Here is a 14957-nt window from a genome sequence, read left to right on the forward strand (position 1 = left end):
GTCCTGAAATATAAGAATAATGTATTTTGAGCTATCCGTTTGTTCGTATTGTGAGACATACTTTTTATTCTATAATTTCTTAAACACCCCGCAAAAATCCAATATCACTTTTTCTTCGTTGTGAGGTAATGTTTTGAATTCTTTGTGGGAGACGAGGAAGGCGCCGATGTCGGCGCGGGTGTAGGCGGATTTGTAGTCGGTCAGTTTGAAGACTGGATGTTCGTGAACGTTGGGTTCGACGATTAGGATGTCGGTATCGGCTGAACGTTGGAGAACTTTCGAGGTGATGTATTTGGCTGGTGATTCGCGCAAGTCGTCGATATCAGGCTTAAAAGAAAGGCCCATCAGAGCTACTACTGGTTTACGATGATGCTCAAGGAAGAAGCGGAGGATGGCGTTTTCGATTTTTTCGGCGCACCAGAATGCTTTGTAATTATTGATTTCGCGTGCTTTCGAGATAAGTTGCGACTCGTAGGGAAATTCGGATGTCAGGAAATAAGGATCTACGGCGATGCAATGTCCTCCCACGCCCGAACCTGGTTGCAGAATGTTGACACGCGGATGTTTGTTGGCGAGTTCGATCAGTTCCCAAACGTTGATACCTGCCTTGTCGCAGATCAGCGACAGTTCGTTGGCAAAAGCTATTTGGACGTCACGTGACGAATTTTCCGTCAGTTTGCACATCTCCGCTGTCCGAGCGTTTGTCCGGTGGAGTGTCCCTCTGACGAAGTGGCGATAGAATTGTATCGCCTTTTCAGTTGATTCGGAGTTGATTCCTCCGATGACCCGGTCGTTCTGCATCAGTTCGTAGATGACATTGCCTGGTAAAACGCGCTCCGGACAATAAGCGATATATATTTTTCCTTCCAGTTCCGGACGCAAAGCGTAGAGCAGATTTGCCATCTTTTCGGTGGTCCCGACAGGTGAAGTCGATTCAATGACGAAAAGGTCCCCTTTCTTAAGAAAAGGTGCGACCATACGTGTAGCGGCTTCGACATATGAAATGTCCGGTTCATGATTTCCTTTGAACGGAGTTGGTACGACGATCAGGTATACATCGCTTTCTTCCGGAACATCCGATGCTTTCAGCTTACCGAATTCCATGACTTTCGAACACAACTCCTGTAATCCAGGTTCCACAATATGGATAATACCTCGGTTTGTCATTTCCACTACTTTCGGATTTACGTCGACTCCGATAACTTGAATGCCGCTTCCGGCTGTGATAATAGCTGTAGGTAGGCCGATATAGCCCAATCCCATAAAACATGCTTTCATTATTTGTATTTTTTCTAAATTCGTTTAACCCACTCTTTTCCGTTTAAAAATTCTTTTTTGTTTCCGGCCTTTTCAAACCAAATGCTTAATATCACCCAGATCACGATGTCGCCGGCAAATACGATATTGATATTCACGAACGACACGAGTAAGATATTGAGACTACTGAATAGACTGGCGATTACGACGATACTGATCATCGCCTTGTGTGCGCTCATCCCCATATCGAGGAACTTATGGTGGATGTGATTACGGTCCGGTTTGAATAGTGACCGATGGCTGCGTGCCCGTACGATCATTACGCGCACAACATCGAACATCGGTACGATCAGTGTCGAGAAGGCGACCACGATGGCACCGGCGGAATAGTGTGCAACATCCGGATTGTAAGATGCATAGCGGATGGCGAGGAATACCAGAATATAGCCCAATGTCAAGCTCCCCGTGTCACCCATGAATATTTTCCTCCCGTGATCAGCCTGTCCGAAGACGTTGTAATAGAAGAAAGGCACCAGCACTCCAAGAGTCGCGAACGACAGCAGGGCGTATATCCACATTCCGTTAATCAAGAATAGACTGCCAAGCACGAGTAATGCCGAGCCAGTCAGCCCTGAAGCCAATCCGTCGATTCCGTCGATCAGGTTGATGGCATTGGTGATAAATACAATTACGAGGATAGTAAGCGGAATACCGATCCATGATGCCAGTTCGTGTATTCCGAATAACCCGTAGAGATTGTTGATCCATAGTCCCGACAATGGCAGGAGCAAGGCTGCCACAAGCTGTACCATGAACTTCTTTGTATAACGCATTCCCACTAGATCGTCTTTCAGCCCGGCGAGGTAGAGCAAGATCACCCCGCAGACCAACAGGTAGAATTCTGAAAGAGTATGTGTGAGTAACCATAGCGGTATTTGCTGTCTGTGCATATATTCCGCGCAATAGAGTGCGGAAACAAATGAGAGGGAGAACAGGATTGACGGGGCGAAAGACAATCCTCCCAGCCTCGGGATAGCTTCTTTATGTACCTTCCGACTGTCCGGAATGTCGAAAAGTCGCTTTTTCAGCGCGACGACCAAAATCCTCGGAATAATGATCATCGACATCAGGGCAGAGATCGTGAAGGCCAATAGAATCAATAGGTATATCATATAACAAATTTCGGTTTATATGTGACAAAGTTCGTCAGTCACATTAGATATGTTCTGGCGATTGTCCACTATTCTTATAGTTTGAGAAGTAACAAGAGGCAGGAATAAAACGTTTTGTCTTTTGATTGTAATTGTGGTATTTTAGAAACCGTTTCCTAAAAATAATGGAGAAAATACGGAGGGATGGGATTTGTATAATACGGAAAAGAACAAGAGGTATGGGTTATGATTCAACCTATGCCCGCAAGTCATTTCCTAAGCAGAATGCATTATAGTATGTTAATAAGGAAAAGAATATTTAGCGAGTGCTAAAATGCTGTTTTCGGCAGTGGTGAAAGAGCATTATATGGCCTTCTATCGCCTCAGTGTGTGAAGGTCGGTATTCAATGAAGCATTCTTTCGCATGAACCATCTGTCTGGCAGTTATCCGACTTCTTTTTCATGCCAATCCATTTTTAATTTCATGCCAGTCTATTCGCAAATGCATGCCAGTGCATATAAAACTCCATGCATGTTACTTAATGGATGGAGTTTATCGGCTTGCATTTGTCCTGTAATTATAACCGGAGACATCGGTTTGACGTTTTGGAAGATGTGTCAAATTGACATTACCGGACGCGGATGACGCAGAATACCGATATTTGACACCCTCAGGGAATTTATTTTTTTCTCAACAACTTTTTGCCTAACCACTTTCTTACCGGTTCGTCGTAAAGTTTCAGGCAGAGGTAAGCCAAGGCGATACTGCCGGCGTAGACCACTATTGCCATAGGCCAGATTTCTGCGAAGGTATAGAGTTCGTTGTCGATTAGCCAAGCATAGAATAGGTACATGATCGGGTAGTGGACGGCGTAGAGTGGATAGGATATATCACCTAAGAATTTACATATTTGCGTCGAACGTTTGTCCGTAGTTTTGCCGGAGGCTCCAAGCCAGACAAGGACGGGGAAAATGAGGATGATACAAGCTGCCTCGAATAGTCCGTTGAGGCTGATAGGAGCAGTGTCTACTTTTATGTAAGGCACACAGAAGAGGATCAGTAGAACGATCGAGCAAATCCAGAAAGCACCTTTCATTTGGAACGGTTTAAACTTGCGGGATAATAACATTCCTAACGAGAAAGGAAAGAGCATACGTAGAGAACCTCCGAGGAAATTCACGCCGTCAAGCGTCCAGCCTACACCGATCATGTCATATCCCGAAACATCGAATAGAGTGAATCCGGCAAGCCCTGTCCCCAAAAGAACGACGAGTACGGTCAAGGCTTTAGTGGAAAGGCGGTGAATGAAAACCGCGTAAAGGATGTTGCCAATATATTCGAAAAAGAGCGACCAGCTTGGACCGTTGAGCGGGAACATTTCGCCATTGCCGCGTACTTCATATCTCGCACCGGGTAGGGCGGGAATGAAAAACATCGCACAGAGCGTGGATAGCATCACTGCTGAGATTGCCACATGTTTACCGTCCCATTGGACACTGCCTTGTATGAGGAAAGCGATCGCTCCCAATATCACTCCCATGATAATCATCGGATGGAGACGGATTAGGCGACGTTTGAAAAAGTTACCGGTAGTCATGGTCTTTCCCAAACGGTCGTCATAGGCGTAACCGATCACAAAACCTGAAAGGATGAAGAAAAAATCGACGGCCAGGTAGCCGTGATTGATCGTTGTGATAGGTGTTCCTCCGGCAGCAAACGAAAGACCTTCGAAAATGTGATAAAAGACAACTAGTAAGGCTGCTACCCCTCGCAGTCCGTCAAGAAGTTCGTAATGGGGTTTGGTATCCGCAAATGCGGCTGAAGAGATTGTTGTATCTGACATTGATATTGAATTAGATATTTGTAATATGTGGCAAAAGTATTCGTTTTTGGGGATAAAAAATTTGTCCTATGTCAAATTCGATTATCCGTTTGCCCGGAGCCTGCTGAGTGTAGAAAGTCTGATACCCAGGTAGGAAGCTATATATCCTAAGTTCACTCGCCGATATGCGTCCGGAAATTGTTCCTTGAACGCTTCGTATCGTTCCCTTGCCGACAAGGTCAAATGGTCTTTGTGGCTGCGATGCAAACGCCTGTATTCGTTTTGATGAATGATTCTTCCCCAGTTGCACAGTTCGATGTTAGTTTCAAAAAGATGTGTCAGAGTAGCCAGCGATATCCGGTAGGCTTCCACCTCTTCCAGCGTTTCAACGTATTCTTCGCTTATCTTTCCGTAATACAGTTCATCCATACTGAACACAATGCTTCCTTCTCCGGCAAACGATGTCGTAACCTCCTCTCCGTCTACTAGCCAGAAGGAACGTGTTATTCCCTTCTCGATGAAAAAGGCGGATTTGCAATATGTGTCTGCTTTTATCAGCTGATACTTTTTAGGGAAGCGGCAGCAAGTTACGTTCTCTTTCAATACTTGAACGGTATCGTCGGAGATAGGAAACAAAGAGTTTATTTTATTTAATATATTTGTCATGATGTTACTTTGGCATTGTCTGTCAATCACAAAGATACGCAAAACTGGTAAAAGACAGTTGGCAACCGCGCAGTAATTATTTTACTACCTGGTTGCCAACCGCCAATAGAGTTATTACACTGTTCTTACAGCCATTCGCTCATGAATGCATCCATCTCGTCTGCATGTGCTTCGAGGCTTTGGAGCAATTTGAACTGAGCCTTCGTGCGGATCAGGTTGTGCTTCGGACTGCGTATCTTGTAGTATGTGTCACCGTTGATGTAATCGGTTAGGAAACGGACTGTCTGCATGTAAGTCAGTAAGCGGCCGCCGTACGGGAGCAGTTTGATTTCCATCGGAGTCAGGAATGATTTGACTTTCTCCATATAGCCGCGTGTGTAAGCTTTAAAGATATCTATGTTAACATTGACATTGTCCAGGTTTTCGTCATCTTCGGCACCAGTATTGGCTCCTGTGCGAATGAAGTCGCCGATATCAGAAAGGACGAAGCCCGGCATGACCGTGTCGAGGTCGATCACGCACAAGACCTTGTCGGTTTCGGTATCGAACATCATATTGTTGACCTTTGTGTCGCAATGGTTCGTGCGTTTTTTTAGTTTGCCTTCGCGATAAAGACGTTCTTGGATACACATAGCTTCGGCGCGTTTTTCAATTTCCTCGATCAAGTCTTTCACTTCGTCCAGACGGCCGGCTGCATTATTCTTTACTGCATCGTGGAACTGCTCCAGACGAAATTCCATATTATGGAAGTTCGGGATGGTTTCACCCAGTGTGCCTTCCGGAATGTCGGCCAGCATGGATTGGAAGTCGCCGAAAGCCTTGCCTGCTTCGTAAGACAGTTCCGGGGTGACCTCTTCGTAGCTTTTGCTGTTTGGGATGAACAGGCAAACACGCCAATAGTTGTCTCCGTCGAAATAATACAGTTTGTTATCTTTTGTCGGAAGGAAAGTCAAGACTTTGCGGTCAATATCATTTTCACCTTTTTCTTCCAGTTTCTTACGGATATGCGAAGTAACAATCTGGATATTGTTCTGCAACATATCCACATTTGTGAAGATCAGGTGGTTGATGCGTTGCAGCACGTATTTGATTTCGCCTTTTTCGTTTGTTACTTTCAGCGTATCGTTAATGTGTCCGTTTCCGAATGGTTCGGCGGAAACTACCTTTTCTGTGAGCTGGAACTGATCCAGGATGTTTAGTAATTGTTCTTTCGTTTTTGCCATGGCATTATTTAATTGATATAATTGATAATTGACAATTGACAATGAAATAAGGGTATAGATTCACTCCAATTATCAGTTACGCACAAAAATAAGAATATCTTTTGTAAATAAAAAAGGAAGTTGCTTTCTTTAATGGGAGTCTCTTGATAAAAAAGAAAGACCGTCCTTTTCAGAACAGCCTTTCTCTATTTGTTATCTAAACCAATTATCAATTGGTTTTATTTCTTGTTACGGTTACCATAGCGGCTCATGAACTTATCAACACGTCCGGCAGTATCGACCAATTTGGCCTTACCTGTATAGAACGGGTGAGAAGAGCTTGAGATTTCGATCTTTACCAACGGATAAGTAACACCGTCAATCTCAATTGTTTCTTTTGCATTGATAGTTGAACGAGTGATAAATACGTCCTCGTTTGACATGTCCTTGAATACTACAGGACGATAGTTGTCAGGATGAATTCCTTTTTTCATTGCTTTGTTATCTTATTTTTTAATTTATATTCTCTTATACTTGAGTTTGGTAACCGGTATTTTGGGTTGCAAAGGTATGGATTAGAGTTGAACAAACAAAGAATTTTGGATTATTTTTTCAATCAGACCTACTTTTGTATTATTTTATATGCTTAAAAGCATAATGTTCTCGGATAGTTATTATCTTTGTGGAAGATTTTTAATCATTAACGTAATAACATATACAACAATGGTAAATTACAAAGATTTAGGTTTGGTGAACACAAGAGAAATGTTCGCAAAAGCCATCAAAGGCGGATACGCAATTCCGGCTTTCAACTTTAACAACATGGAACAGATGCAGGCCATTATCAAGGCTGCTGTTGAAACAAAGTCTCCGGTAATCCTGCAGGTATCTAAAGGTGCTCGCCAATATGCAAATGCTACTCTGTTGCGCTACATGGCTCAGGGAGCTGTTGAATATGCTAAGGAATTAGGCTGTCCGAATCCTCAGATCGTTCTGCACTTGGATCACGGTGATACGTTTGAAACTTGCAAAAGCTGTATCGATTCAGGATTCTCTTCTGTTATGATCGACGGTTCTCATCTTCCTTATGAAGAAAACGTTGCCCTGACTAAGAAAGTTGTTGATTATGCTCATCAGTTCGATGTAACTGTAGAAGGTGAATTAGGGGTATTGGCAGGTGTTGAAGATGAAGTTTCTTCTGACCACCACACTTATACCGATCCTGAAGAAGTTATCGATTTCGCTCACCGTACAGGTTGTGATTCTTTGGCTATCTCTATCGGTACTTCTCACGGTGCATACAAGTTTACTCCGGAACAGTGCCATATTGATCCTAAGACTGGCAAGATGGTGCCTCCTCCATTGGCTTTCAATGTATTGGATGCTGTAATGGAAAAACTCCCAGGATTCCCTATCGTTCTTCACGGATCTTCATCTGTTCCTGAAGAAGAAGTTGAAACTATCAACAAATACGGTGGTGCATTGAAAGCTGCTATCGGTATTCCTGAAGAAGAATTGCGTAAAGCTGCCAAGTCGGCTGTTTGCAAAATCAACATCGATTCGGATTCTCGTCTGGCTATGACTGCTGCCGTACGTAAGGTATTCGCAGAAAAACCGGCAGAATTCGACCCACGTAAATATCTAGGCCCGGCTCGTGATAATATGGAAAAGCTGTATAAGCACAAAATTATCAACGTACTCGGTTCTAATGATAAACTCTAATCTTCTTTTACGGAACGAGATATATGAAGGGGTGCTTGTCGGTACCCCTTTTTATTTGTGTTTTTGTAACGTATAAACATGAGTAAGAATAGATAAAAATGAAAAAAAATTGGATTTTTGAGGTGGCCGTTTGTGGTATATTGTCTGTATCGGATTCGGCGTATGGACAATCAATTAAAGACATTTTGAATTCTGCTGCCGTAAAAGACGCTGTGACTGCTGTGACCGGAGGAAAAAAGCTGACAGTGGAAAATTTGGCCGGTACGTGGACGTATGTGGATCCTGCCATCCAGTTGGAAGGCGATAATGCTTTGAAGAATGTGGCGGCAAGTGTGGCCTCTTCAGAGATGGAAAAGAAGCTGAAGGATTATTGTGCGAAAATCGGAATAATCGAAGGGGCATTCAATTATACATTTAATACCGACAGCACATTCACCAGTGTCCTGAAAAGCTGTACTTTGAAGGGTACTTATTCTTTTAATGCGGACGATAAGACGATGGAACTGCACTATGGCAAGATCGGTAAATCGAAGTTGACGACGATGACGGCTCATGTCGTTGTCACCAATGACCAACTTTCTTTGCTCTTCAATGCCGATAAATTACTGGATTTCCTGACAAAACTGTCTGCTGTCTCTAAAAATACGACCTTACAAGCACTCAATAAGTTGGCGAGCCAGTATGATGGGTTGATGATGGGTTTCGAGTTGAAAAAATAAATAATGTGCCAATATGCCAATGGGAAAATGCTCATATCATTAGTATATTGGTGCATTGGCACATTATTGCCCTTTCCTGTATTCGTCTACGATTTCCAGTAGCTTTGCGCCATAGTTTTCGACGATCTTTTTCCCGATACCGGGGATTTTGAGGAGATCACGTCCGCTGGCGGGTAAGGTGTTGGCTACCCCGATCAGGGCCTTTTGTTGCAGGATGGTATAAGTTGGAAGTCCTTTTTCGGTTGCCACCTCATAGCGCCAGTGTTTCAGGTTGGCATATAGTTCTGGATGTTTGATGTCTGTCGATATTTCCAGTTTAGCCGACTCTGATGATTTTTCGGAACGTTTGCGTGTGGTCGGAGCAGACGGTTGTTCGATGCTTGCTTTGGCCTTAGCCGACAGATAGCCGGAAATTGTGAATCCATCTTGACAACCTTGCAAGGTTGACAGTTTGATACGAAGGTCTTCGTTCCACTTGTCTAACGCATTCTTGATTGTTTTGCGTGTTTCTTTATTGTCGATTTCCACATTCGATGCTTCCTGCAATGGGGTGCAAAGGCGATCTATTTGCTCCAGAAAGTAAGCCACGCCTTTCCGGACACGCTCTTGGATCGTTTCGTCTTTCAGATAATCGGTATTGCCTGTTATCAGCCGTTTCAATTGCTGGATGAATCGTTCTCCGACATCTGTGACCGTGGAACGGAATGCGTCGCGTGTGTTAGAATACTGCACGCTCAGTTCCGGATATAGTTTTTGCAGATTCCCGTACACGACAAAGGCGGCATATTGTATGCGCTGCTGAAGATTGTTGAAGTCAAACAGTTCACATATCAGTTCCGTGAAATAAAGTTGCTGTGCGGCCTGCATTTGCTCTTCACGCGGTTGGCGGCTGTCGACCGATGAAGAGAATTCCTGTATCCGGTAATCATTGATCATGGCGTTGCGGGTGATCTGACTGCTCAACACAAGACCTTCCAACGTTTTGCAACGGCTGAGTGCGACATATACCTGTCCGTGCGAAAAAGCGGCCGAAGCATCAATGATGGCATGCTCGAAAGTCAATCCCTGGCTCTTGTGTATGGTGATCGCCCAAGCTGTTTTCAACGGATATTGACTGAAGGTGCCGGTAATGGTTTCGGTGATTTCCTTTGTTTCGGGATCAATCGTGTATTTCACATTGTTCCAGATTTCCTTTTCGACGACGATCTCGTTTCCTTCTTGGTCGACTACGGTTATCTTGTTTGGGTTGATAAATACGATCTTTCCGATCTTCCCATTATAGTATCGTTTTTCGGAAGATGAATCGTTTTTGACGAACATGACTTGCGCGCCGCATTTCAAGATTAACTTGTCGTCGGTCGGATAAGAATATTCGGGAAAGTCGTTATTGATCTCAGCTGAAAAAGTGTAAGGCTGTCCGGGAAGTTCCGCCAGTTTTCGGTTGTTGATCTGCTGTGCCTGGTAGTTATGTGTCGTGAGTGTGATATAACCCGATTGTTCGTCCGGTCTGAAGTTGGGAATGTACCGCTGGTTCAGACGTTGCAAGGTCTCGTCGTCGAAGCGGTTCTCACGGATATTATTCAACAGGTTGATGAAATTCGTGTCGCTTTGGCGGTAGACATGTGTCAGCTCAATACAGAAATAATTGCTTTCCGACAGTGCCTTGCTGTCGAAAAAGAAGGTGGACGGATAGTGCTCTTTCAGCAGATTCCATTCATCATCTTTGGCGACAGGCGCTAATTGTTGTAAGTCTCCTATGAGCAATAACTGGACACCTCCGAAAGGTTTACTGTGATCTTTATAACGACGCAGGACGTCGCTGATAGCGTCCAGCAAGTCTGCGCGCACCATGCTGACCTCATCGATCACCAGCAAGTCCATACTGCGGATAATATTGATTTTGTCCTTGCGGAATTGGTTCTTGAAATCTGTTTTGCCTCCCCGGTATTCCGGTGAAGACGGAATGTAAGGCCCGAACGGCAATTGGAAAAAGGAGTGGATAGTGACGCCTCCTGCATTGATAGCAGCTACTCCTGTCGGTGCAACAACGATCATTCGTTTAGGTGAAACCTCTTTAAGCCTTTTTAAAAAGGTAGTTTTGCCCGTTCCGGCTTTTCCTGTCAGAAAGAGGTTGGTTCCGGTGTTCTGCAGCAAGTTGAAGGCGAGGTCAAACTGTTGGTTTGTTTGCATGGCGATTTGTGATATTGTTAATAGTCACAAATATATAGAAAATATTATAATTGGCAATGTTTTTGATACGGATTATGAGGTTGCGACCCTCATAATCCTTATACGACCAATGCGGCGATGAACTGGATAAAAAGAATTAGGAACACCATCGCAATCGGATAGACCGTCGCATACGCGATGCTGGGGGCAGAACTGTCGCTCATCGAATCGGCGGCGGCAAGTCCTGGCGTACTGGTCATTCCTCCTGCGATCGTCCCGATCAAGTCTAAGATGTGGATTTTGAATACGAAATAGCCGAACAGGACAGCCACGATCATCGGTACCATTGTGATTGCCATACCGATTCCGAATAATGTCCAGCCACTTTCTTGGAATGTCGATACCAGGTTGACACCGGCGGATGTTCCGACCTCGGCGAGGAACAGAAGTAGGCCGATCTGACGGAGTAACTGGTTGGCGGAACCTGACATGGACCAGATGATCGGTCCCGTTTTGCCAATTGCACTCAGGATAAGTGCGACAATCAGGATGCCACCTGTCAGTCCGGGTGAGAAAGAGAAGGAGTCCGAAAACGAAATGTTCAGTTTTCCGAACAATACTCCGAGGACAATACCGGCTGCAATCGGGAAAAAGTCCGTGTCGGAAAGTTTTTTCTCGTCATTACCGAACACCTGTCCCAATTCCTTTATGTCTTCTTTTTCTCCAGCAACCATTAACTTGTCGCCGAATTTCAACATTAATTCCGGTTCGGGTGAGAGGTCGATACCGCTTCGGCGTACACGAGTAACGGTACAATTGAACGTGCGTTGCAGATTCAGGTATCCTAAACTTTTATTAATGACGTTCTTGTTCGTCACCAATAGAGATTGCAATTCCTGAGTGCTGCCGAAAGGAAGGTCGTTCTCTACACGTTCACCGACAAGAAGTGCCAGTTGTTCCAAAGACTTGTCGTTACCGACAGCCTTGATCATGTCTCCTTCATGCAAGATGGTTTGCGCTACTGGTATGCTTGTCCGGTCTTTATGTTTTATACGGGAAATGACGGCTCCCGTCATGGAACGAAGTTGTAACTGGGCCAGTGTTTTTCCGAATATATTGGCGTGGGTGATACGGAAAGTCGCCGTATGCAACGGGGGATATTTCCCTTTTCGCTGTACTTCGAGTGCCTTGGCTTCGGCGATAAGGTCTTTGCGCAACAATTTCGGCAATAATTTTATAAAAAGTATCACACCGATCACTCCGAACGGATAGGCGATGCCATAGGCGATGGAAGCGGAGGAGGAGTGCGTGCTGTCGATCGCGACGGCAAGACCTGGCGTACTGGTCAGCGCCCCAGCGATCAGTCCGACGAGGCTCGGCGTATCGATTCCGACCACATATTTAAGTATCAAACCGGTAAGGCTGGCAGATCCGACAATCAGAAGCGTTAGTATGATCAATGTTTTCCCTTTCGAACGGAAGGAGTCGAAGAATCCCGGACCCGCTTGTATGCCGATGGTGAAAATGAACAATACCAAACCGAAATTTCCCAGTTCCTTAGGAATGATTACTCCGAAGTGCCCGAATAGGAGAGCGATAAAGATAACGGCTGATACGTCGAGAGAGAGGCCTTTGATCTGTATTCTGCCCAATATGAATCCTAAGGCGATAATCAGGAACAAGGCAAAATAAGACGATTGAAGCAATGTTTCAAGCATGTCAAATAGTTTTGTTGTGAAGATTTATGTTTGCAAAATTACACTTTTCTGCCTGTATAGACAATCCCTTGGCGAGATTTCTGTTACCTTTGCAGCCGAAATCAAACATAAGCAAGGATATCCGGACGTGAACAGATACTTTATATATTTAGGTTATAACGGTAAAAAGTTTTGTGGCTGGCAGATACAGCCGAATGGAATCACTGTGCAGCAATCTATCGAGGAAGCTTTGGCTACGTTGTTGCGCCAACCGGTTCCGATCGTGGGAGCGGGGCGGACGGATGCTGGTGTGCATGCCCGCCTGATGGTGGCTCATTTCGACTGGCAGGAACCGATTGCCGACCTCGCTTTCTTAGCGGAGAAGCTGAACCGTTTGCTTCCCAAAGATATCGCGGTCTACCGTATTGTACCTGTACGTCCCGATGCGCATGCCCGGTTCGATGCCATTTCGCGTACCTATAAATATTATGTCACGACGCGGAAAGATCCGTTCAATTACGAGTTGGTCTATAAGATTCCGGGAAAACTCGATTTCGAGGCGATGAACAAGGCTTGCTCAGTTTTGTTTGACTACATAGATTTCACCAGTTTCAGCAAGCTGCATACGGACGTGAAGACGAACAACTGTCGCATCTATAAGGCTGGTTGGGAGAGGGAAGGCGATGTATGGGTTTTTACCATACAGGCGGACCGTTTCCTGCGCAATATGGTGCGTGCCATTGTCGGTACTTTACTCGAAGTGGGCAGAGGAAAACTGACGGTCGACGGTTTCCGCCAGGTGATCGAAGCCAAAGACCGTGGACGTGCCGGGACTTCCGCTCCCGGACACGCTCTCTATCTGGTCGACGTCACTTATCCCGAAGAACTTTTTCAGTTGGCAGTCGGCTGTTGACTGTTGTGTTTTCCGGTCTAAAAAATATTATTCAGAAACTTTCAACTTTCAACTGTTATGTGGCTCGGATTAGCCTTCATCTCCGCCTTCCTTTTAGGTTGTTATGAAGTAAACAAAAAAATTTCGCTAGATGGTAATGCCGTTATTCCGGTTTTGTTTTTCAATACATTGATAAGCAGTCTTATCTTTGTCCCTTTCATTTTTCTTTCGTTTTTTACAGATGTGCTCGACGGGACGATGTTGTATGTGCCGCGTGTCTCTTTAGAGACACATGTGGCAGTGTTTATAAAGGCCGTGATCGTCTTGTCATCGTGGATATTCGGCTATTTTGCCTTGAAGCATTTACCGCTGACCATTACCGGGCCTATCAAAGCGACGCAGCCAGTCGTGACGCTGGTGGGAGCCATGCTTGTCTTTGGTGAGCGGCTGAACCTGTACCAATGGATCGGGGTGATTCTTTCCATTGCCTCTTTCTACCTCCTTTCCTCATCCGGGAAAAAAGAGGGAATCCGTTTTACGCATAATAAATGGATCTTCTTTACCGTCTTGTCTATCCTTACCGGAGCGGCGAGCGGCTTGTATGACAAACACCTGATGGGAAGTCTGGATGTGATGACGGTGCAGGTCTGGTTCAATGTCTACCAGTGCCTTATGATGTTGCCGATCCTCCTGTTTCTTTGGTATCCGCGCCGGAAAAGCACGACACCTTTTGTCTGGCACTGGAACATTATCTTTATATCCGTCTTCCTCTGCGTGGCGGATTGGATTTACTTTTATGCCTTGACTTTTCCCGGTTCGATGATCTCTATCGTCTCGATGGTCCGCCGTAGTAATGTCCTGGTTACCTTCCTTGCCGGTGCTTTGTTCTTCCATGAAAAGAACTTGAAAAGCAAGGCAATCGACCTGTTTTTAGTATTATTAGGAATGATATTCCTGTATCTCGGTACGCGCTAAGGCATATTCTATTACTTTTGTAGATGAAAATTGTAGATTAAGATATGAAACGATTATTTCTTTCTATACTGCTTTGTGTATTTGTGTGGGGGATGAAGGCACAGGAGATGGATGCGGTCTTTGTCGCCATGCCTGACCAATATGTACCCCAGCTGGAAAATGCCTGGCGTAAGGATTTGATAGATTTGTATAATTCAGGAAAGGAAGCGAAGCTGAAAAACACCATGAACGGCTTTTCCACCTTGAAGAAGCTGACGGACGATTACCTGTTGTTGCAGGTGACGGAGCGCAGCACGGTAGAGATGAAGCTCTTGCCGCTGGTCAACGATACCTATGTCGTTTGTATGATCACGACCGTATACGGTCCTGTTCCCGACAGCCAGGTCGAGTTTTTCACGACAGACTGGAAGCTGTTGGACTCTGCTGATTTGTATACTCCGGTTCCAGTAGAATGGTTTATTAAAGACGATGCCGACAAGAACCGCACCGCCTTTATCGAAGCAACTGCTCGTCTGGATATGGACTTACGGAAATATTCGCTTAGCCCCGACGACCAGACGTTGACGGTCGAATACACGACCCCCCAATATTTGACGAAAACCGAACGCAAGCAGGTGGAACCTTTCCTGAAGAACACTCCAAAGGTTTATACCTGGGAAAAGTTCCACTTTAAATAAAAGGGGT

The 14957-nt window shown here is 44.9% G+C and carries 13 protein-coding genes; 5 read left to right on the forward strand and 8 right to left on the reverse strand.

Annotated elements, in window-relative coordinates:
- Positions 1–69: 69 nt before the first annotated feature.
- From wecC to NQ542_RS01510, 6 genes are all read right to left on the reverse strand, one after another.
- Complete coding sequence (gene wecC, locus NQ542_RS01485; RefSeq protein WP_005641029.1) at positions 70–1278, reverse strand: UDP-N-acetyl-D-mannosamine dehydrogenase; 1209 nt, start codon at positions 1276–1278, stop codon at positions 70–72.
- A 14-nt stretch (positions 1279–1292) separates the two neighbouring features.
- Positions 1293–2429: an MraY family glycosyltransferase gene (locus NQ542_RS01490; protein WP_005641028.1), complete on the reverse strand. Its 1137-nt coding sequence runs from the start codon at positions 2427–2429 to the stop codon at positions 1293–1295.
- Positions 2430–3088: 659 nt separating this feature from the next.
- Complete coding sequence (locus tag NQ542_RS01495) at positions 3089–4252, reverse strand: acyltransferase family protein (RefSeq protein ID WP_005641023.1); 1164 nt, start codon at positions 4250–4252, stop codon at positions 3089–3091.
- 81 nt (positions 4253–4333) lie between these two features.
- Positions 4334–4897, reverse strand: a complete 564-nt coding sequence (locus NQ542_RS01500; protein ID WP_005641021.1) for a Crp/Fnr family transcriptional regulator — start codon at positions 4895–4897, stop codon at positions 4334–4336.
- A gap of 125 nt (positions 4898–5022) precedes the next feature.
- A complete protein-coding gene (locus NQ542_RS01505) occupies positions 5023–6120 on the reverse strand; it encodes a phosphotransferase enzyme family protein (protein WP_005641019.1) in 1098 nt (365 codons plus the stop codon).
- 218 nt (positions 6121–6338) lie between these two features.
- Positions 6339–6593 carry a type B 50S ribosomal protein L31 gene (locus tag NQ542_RS01510; protein ID WP_005641016.1) on the reverse strand — a complete coding sequence of 85 codons (255 nt, stop codon included), beginning with the start codon at positions 6591–6593 and terminating at the stop codon, positions 6339–6341.
- A 229-nt stretch (positions 6594–6822) separates the two neighbouring features.
- On the opposite strand from NQ542_RS01510, the gene NQ542_RS01515 reads away from it, so the two are divergent.
- Complete coding sequence (locus NQ542_RS01515) at positions 6823–7821, forward strand: class II fructose-bisphosphate aldolase (RefSeq protein ID WP_005641014.1); 999 nt, start codon at positions 6823–6825, stop codon at positions 7819–7821.
- A 98-nt stretch (positions 7822–7919) separates the two neighbouring features.
- The gene (locus NQ542_RS01520) at positions 7920–8540 is read left to right on the forward strand and encodes a DUF4923 family protein (protein ID WP_005641010.1); all 621 of its coding nucleotides are present in this window, start codon (positions 7920–7922) and stop codon (positions 8538–8540) included.
- A 63-nt stretch (positions 8541–8603) separates the two neighbouring features.
- On the opposite strand, the gene NQ542_RS01525 is transcribed toward NQ542_RS01520, so the two are convergent.
- A complete protein-coding gene (locus NQ542_RS01525) occupies positions 8604–10730 on the reverse strand; it encodes an HRDC domain-containing protein (RefSeq protein ID WP_005641008.1) in 2127 nt (708 codons plus the stop codon).
- A gap of 98 nt (positions 10731–10828) precedes the next feature.
- Positions 10829–12427, reverse strand: coding sequence for an aspartate:alanine exchanger family transporter (locus NQ542_RS01530; protein WP_005641006.1), 1599 nt, complete (start codon positions 12425–12427; stop codon positions 10829–10831).
- Positions 12428–12554: 127 nt separating this feature from the next.
- Here NQ542_RS01530 and truA point away from each other — a divergent pair, with 127 nt between their 5' ends.
- Genes truA through NQ542_RS01545 form a run of 3 tightly spaced genes read left to right on the forward strand, consistent with a single transcriptional unit; the run spans position 12555 to position 14950 of the window.
- Positions 12555–13319: a tRNA pseudouridine(38-40) synthase TruA gene (gene truA, locus NQ542_RS01535; protein ID WP_036724697.1), complete on the forward strand. Its 765-nt coding sequence runs from the start codon at positions 12555–12557 to the stop codon at positions 13317–13319.
- Positions 13320–13376: 57 nt separating this feature from the next.
- A complete protein-coding gene (locus NQ542_RS01540; protein WP_005641003.1) occupies positions 13377–14273 on the forward strand; it encodes a DMT family transporter in 897 nt (298 codons plus the stop codon).
- A 44-nt stretch (positions 14274–14317) separates the two neighbouring features.
- Entirely contained in the window at positions 14318–14950 is a 633-nt protein-coding gene (locus NQ542_RS01545) for a DUF3256 family protein (RefSeq protein WP_005641001.1), read from the forward strand.
- Positions 14951–14957 lie beyond the last annotated feature (7 nt).

Source organism: Parabacteroides merdae ATCC 43184 (genome assembly GCF_025151215.1).
GTDB lineage: Bacteria > Bacteroidota > Bacteroidia > Bacteroidales > Tannerellaceae > Parabacteroides > Parabacteroides merdae.

Bases quoted from the DNA above. Each gene is read 5' to 3' on its own strand.
- NQ542_RS01510 (WP_005641016.1), bottom strand. From the start codon at position 6,593: ATGAAAAAAGGAATTCATCCTGACAACTATCGTCCTGTAGTATTCAAG.
- NQ542_RS01495 (WP_005641023.1), bottom strand. From the start codon at position 4,252: ATGTCAGATACAACAATCTCTTCAGCCGCATTTGCGGATACCAAACCC.
- NQ542_RS01525 (WP_005641008.1), bottom strand. From the start codon at position 10,730: ATGCAAACAAACCAACAGTTTGACCTCGCCTTCAACTTGCTGCAGAAC.
- NQ542_RS01500 (WP_005641021.1), bottom strand. From the start codon at position 4,897: ATGACAAATATATTAAATAAAATAAACTCTTTGTTTCCTATCTCCGAC.
- NQ542_RS01530 (WP_005641006.1), bottom strand. From the start codon at position 12,427: ATGCTTGAAACATTGCTTCAATCGTCTTATTTTGCCTTGTTCCTGATT.
- NQ542_RS01545 (WP_005641001.1), top strand. From the start codon at position 14,318: ATGAAACGATTATTTCTTTCTATACTGCTTTGTGTATTTGTGTGGGGG.
- NQ542_RS01490 (WP_005641028.1), bottom strand. From the start codon at position 2,429: ATGATATACCTATTGATTCTATTGGCCTTCACGATCTCTGCCCTGATG.
- wecC (WP_005641029.1), bottom strand. From the start codon at position 1,278: ATGAAAGCATGTTTTATGGGATTGGGCTATATCGGCCTACCTACAGCT.
- NQ542_RS01520 (WP_005641010.1), top strand. From the start codon at position 7,920: ATGAAAAAAAATTGGATTTTTGAGGTGGCCGTTTGTGGTATATTGTCT.
- NQ542_RS01515 (WP_005641014.1), top strand. From the start codon at position 6,823: ATGGTAAATTACAAAGATTTAGGTTTGGTGAACACAAGAGAAATGTTC.
- NQ542_RS01505 (WP_005641019.1), bottom strand. From the start codon at position 6,120: ATGGCAAAAACGAAAGAACAATTACTAAACATCCTGGATCAGTTCCAG.
- NQ542_RS01540 (WP_005641003.1), top strand. From the start codon at position 13,377: ATGTGGCTCGGATTAGCCTTCATCTCCGCCTTCCTTTTAGGTTGTTAT.